This is a genomic window from Burkholderia sp. IT-111MI5 (genome assembly GCF_949752865.1).
Taxonomy (GTDB): domain Bacteria; phylum Pseudomonadota; class Gammaproteobacteria; order Burkholderiales; family Burkholderiaceae; genus Burkholderia; species Burkholderia pyrrocinia_C.
Window position 1 is genome coordinate 1 of the sequence record NZ_CATKIF010000030.1, and the last position, 4040, is coordinate 4040.

The 4040-nt window shown below is 65.0% G+C and carries 5 protein-coding genes; 2 read left to right on the plus strand and 3 right to left on the minus strand.

What is annotated here, in order from left to right; all coding sequences use genetic code 11:
- Positions 1-387: 387 nt before the first annotated feature.
- Together ACM6JT_RS21825 and ACM6JT_RS21830 are read right to left on the minus strand one after the other, a co-directional pair.
- On the minus strand, positions 388-918 hold the full coding sequence (locus tag ACM6JT_RS21825; protein WP_034183761.1) for a cytochrome b: 531 nt from the start codon (positions 916-918) through the stop codon (positions 388-390).
- Entirely contained in the window at positions 918-2006 is a 1089-nt protein-coding gene (locus tag ACM6JT_RS21830; protein WP_414857260.1) for a catalase family peroxidase, read from the minus strand. The genes ACM6JT_RS21825 and ACM6JT_RS21830 overlap by 1 nt, the downstream gene beginning before the upstream one ends.
- A 157-nt stretch (positions 2007-2163) precedes the next feature.
- Between ACM6JT_RS21830 and ACM6JT_RS21835 the strand changes: the two genes are divergently transcribed.
- Positions 2164-2685, plus strand: coding sequence for a sigma-70 family RNA polymerase sigma factor (locus ACM6JT_RS21835; protein ID WP_034183763.1), 522 nt, complete (start codon positions 2164-2166; stop codon positions 2683-2685).
- The gene (locus ACM6JT_RS21840) at positions 2682-3440 is read left to right on the plus strand and encodes an anti-sigma factor family protein (RefSeq protein WP_034183764.1); all 759 of its coding nucleotides are present in this window, start codon (positions 2682-2684) and stop codon (positions 3438-3440) included. Before ACM6JT_RS21835 ends, ACM6JT_RS21840 begins: the two co-directional genes overlap by 4 nt.
- A gap of 347 nt (positions 3441-3787) precedes the next feature.
- On the opposite strand, the gene ACM6JT_RS21845 is transcribed toward ACM6JT_RS21840, so the two are convergent.
- Positions 3788-4040 (minus strand): hypothetical protein (locus ACM6JT_RS21845; protein ID WP_414857261.1); only part of this gene is annotated, 253 nt, incomplete at its 5' end.

Consider the following 4040-nt stretch of genomic DNA (forward strand, 5'->3'; position numbering starts at 1 on the left):
CCTGCGAGGAACTTCGCGTTTCTCAGCAGCGCTGCGTTTTCAGCAGCAGAGAAGCGAGATTATTAACCGTTTTTTAAAACTCGTCAATAACTTTTTTAACTACTTCGTTACGACGACTGCGGTTTAATTTCGTGTGCGCCAGGGTCGCTATAACCGACCTCAACAGCACCGCTTCCCTTCTTCCCCCGCGCCGTGTTTCCGTTAGCGCGAAAGAGGCGAGATTCTAAGCACCTGCCCCGATCTCCGCAACCCCCTTTGTGAAATATTTTTGACATGCAGTGCCGGGGGCCGCTGAGCCTCCCTGGTGGTCATATATAAGCGACACGGCAGGAGTCGCCTCGGTCGCCCGTGAACAGTCCCGCCGTATCGAACCCAACCCTCCGTCGCTCACCGCCCCACCATCGCCCTCACCACGCCATCCCTACGAATCAACCCGTGATACAGCGCGGCCGCGAAGTGCGCGAGGAACGTAGCGAAGAACAGGTAAGCCAACACCCGATGCGCGACCCTGAGCCACGCAAACGTCACGGGATCAGCCGAAACCAGAGCCGGCAACAGCACCCCACCGCCCAGCGTCACCGGATACCCGCCCGCCGAAAGCATCGCCCACCCGATCAGCGGCATCGCGATCATCAGCGCATACAGCACGAGATGCGACCCATGCGCGGCAACCTTCTGCCACCAAGGCAGATCCTCGGGCAACGCCGGCGGCTTCGACAAAAACCGCACCACGATCCGCACACAAACCAGCACCAGCACGGCGACACCCAGCGGCTTATGAATCGCCACCAGAACCGCATGCCGCTCGGAGACGGACGAAACCATCCCCACCCCGATGAACAGCATCGCGACGATCATCGCGGCCATCACCCAATGCAGCACCCTCGCCGGCAGACTAAACGTCGTAGAAATCTTCATCACCGCCCCTCCGAACTCAACTTGGCCACCCCCGCCACGCCAGCCTCTTCACTGGTCCGCCGCAGATACGAATCCGCATAAGCCGCCGAGCGCGCCGCCAGCAACGGATCCCCCGACACCTGAATCCCCTGCGGCAGCACCGTCGGGTCGTAATTCACGTCGCGGCACGGCCCGCTGTCCTGCGCCTCCACGCGATCGAGCACGAGCGTGCCCGCATCGATCGTCGTCCGCTGCGCGGGCCAGACCTTCGTCGCGTCGTCCACCGGATCGCCGGGCTCCGCCAAGGTGACCAGCAGCTTCCACTTCTGCGCACCCGCCGCGATGCGCTGCGTCACGTCCTGCTGCAACACGTTCGGATCCGCGGCCGTCGCGACGTCCCCGGCGCCGGCCGTCTGCTCCGGCACGACGCGCCACCTCACCGCCTGCCGCTTGCCCGCCGCGTCGACGAAGTAAAACGCGTTCAGCCCGTAATAACTCTCGGTGACGTAACTCGCGCTCGGTTTCGCACCCTTCACCCACTGCAGGAACGCGGCCGTCTCCGGATGCGCGCCGAAAAACGCCTTCGCCTTCGCCGGATCGGGCTTGCCCGTCTTCGGATCGGGCCGGGTCGCCACCGTCAGCTGATAAAACACCTGCGGCGTCGCCACCGGAAACACGGGCATCGCGTTCATCCCGGTCCGCCATTGCTCGCCGTCGGGCGCGGTGAGCTTCAGCGCGAGGCTGCGGATCGGCACGCTGCTGTCGGGCGCATACGGATTCCCGCCCGGCAGCGCGAAGCGCCCGACCACCGGCGTGCGCACCGCCTTGAAGAACGGCGCGACCGAATACGCGCTCGCGGCCTCGTTGCCTTCGAAGTAACCGGTCACGCACACGCCCTTCGCGTGATTGCGCCGGTAGCCCGGATGGATGCCGCTGTTGGTCTGCAGCGCATCGACGAGCCGCTGCGGGGTCAGACGCGCCGGCGCGAACCACCCGCCGGCATACCCGAACGCGACGGCCACGCCGGCCACCGCGCCGCCGATCACGGCCCAGCGCCACCATCCGCGCCCGGGCTCGCGCTGCGGAGAAGAAGAGGAAGATTGCTTCATGGATGCACTCCCGATCGTCAGATCATTGTCGAACCCGCGTAGGACGCCACCCGCACCGCTTTATTCCACGAAAAATTTTTTCCTATGCTTGATGGAATAATCGACGCGGACCAACGTCCTACGCGGCATCTCGACCCTTTCGGCAACCGGCCCGGCCATGCCCTCCACCGCCCTCGACGACGAAGCGTTGCGCGAACTCCTCCCCAGGCTGCGGCGCTTCGCGCTCTGGCTGGCGCGCGACGTCCACGCGGCCGACGATCTCGTCCAGTCGACGCTCGAGCGCGCGCTGTCGCGCTGGACGAGCCGCCGCGACGACGCGTCGCTGCGCAGCTGGCTCTTCACGATCCTTTACCGGCAGTTTCTCGACGGCAAACGCAGCGCGAAGCGCTACGCGTGGCTGCTCGGCCGCATCCGCGACGACGACGAAGCGCACTGGCCGTCCGCCGAACGCGAATTCGCGGCTCGCGCGACGCTCGAAGCGTTCGGCCGGCTCTCCGACGAGCAGCGCAGCCTGCTGCTGCTCGTCGCGGTCGAGGGCTTCACCTATCAGGAAGTCGCCGACCTGCTCGACGTGCCGATCGGCACCGTGATGTCGCGGCTCTCCCGCGCGCGCCAGGCGCTGCGCCAGCTCAGCGACGGCGAGCTTCCCGCTCCTTCTTTGCGCTTGATGAAGAAATGAACACGCCTCCGAACGAACACGACCTTCAGGCCTATGTCGACGGCCAGCTCGACGACGATGCGCGCGCCGCGGTCGAGCGTTATCTCGCGCTGCATCCGGAGCGTGCGGAACAGGTGAAGCAATGGCAGCAGGATGCGCAGCGGTTGAGGGCGGCGCTGGAGAGCGTGCGGATGCCGGCGGATAACCCCGCGCTCGATCCGGCGTCGATTCGCGCACGGCGGGCGGAACGCACGCGGATGCGGTTTGCGATGGCGGCTTCGTTCGTGTTCTGCGTCGGGCTGGGGACGTTCGGCGGGTGGCAGGCGCGCGGGTGGAACGCGGCGCCGGCTGTCGCGCCGATGAGCGATGCGGTCGAGGCCTACAAGATGATGGTGGTCGATCAGACGGCGAAGGTGGATTACCGGCCGACGGGTGCGGGCGATTTGCAGGGGTGGCTCACCCGGCGCGTCGGGGCTTCGGCACGGCTGCCGGATTTGAGCGCGGCGGGGTTCAGGCCGGTCGGCGGACGGTTGTTCACGACGGACAGTGGAGGCACGGCTGCGATGGTGCTCTATGAGGACGGTGCCGGGCGAACGCTGAGCTTCTATCTCCGGCCGGCGGAATCGGCACATCGGTTGCTGCCGGCCGGGCAACGTGTGGATGGTGCGTTGCTGGCACGGTATGGGTCGGCGAACGGGCTCAACTATGCGGTGGTCGGGCCGGCCGGGAGTCTTGGGGAGAAGGCGGTCGTGCAGGCGCTCGATCAGCAGACTTGAGTGGTACGATGCGCGCCGCGCTGGGGGCCTCGACGATCGCCAGCGCCTCTAATGACGCGGCTTGGCTGGCTTGAGCGTGCTCACGTTCACCGCTCGAATGCACAGCGTTTCGAGTGACTTTGCTGGTTGGTTGTCCACATCGGAACCGCGCCGGCGCCCTCACCTTTAAAATCACAGGGTTTCGAGTCGCCGTGAAGCGGGATCTCCACATCGATCGTGACGATGCCGCGGACTGTCTTCGATCGAATCGCTCACCTTTGGTCGGCACAGCATTTCGGGTTGTTTTGGGGCTTCGATATCCACAACCCTTCCGGTGAAACGAATGCCTGCGCCGGGTTCGATTGCTCTCACCGGTTGAGCGCACTGGGTTTCGAGTTCGTTGGCTCCTGGATATCCACAACGCATTCAACCTTGGGGCGTCGCCCGCGAATTCTCCACGTCATCCGATCGATTCGGGCAAAAAGCCCGCCAAACAAGGCATTCGGTGTGATCCTCCTTGCCGAAAACAAGACGCTCACCCATCCAATGCACAGAGATTCGACTGGATTGGCGTGCGGGTTGTCCACATACCGCCTACCGACAGCGGCAAGAACGGCGATG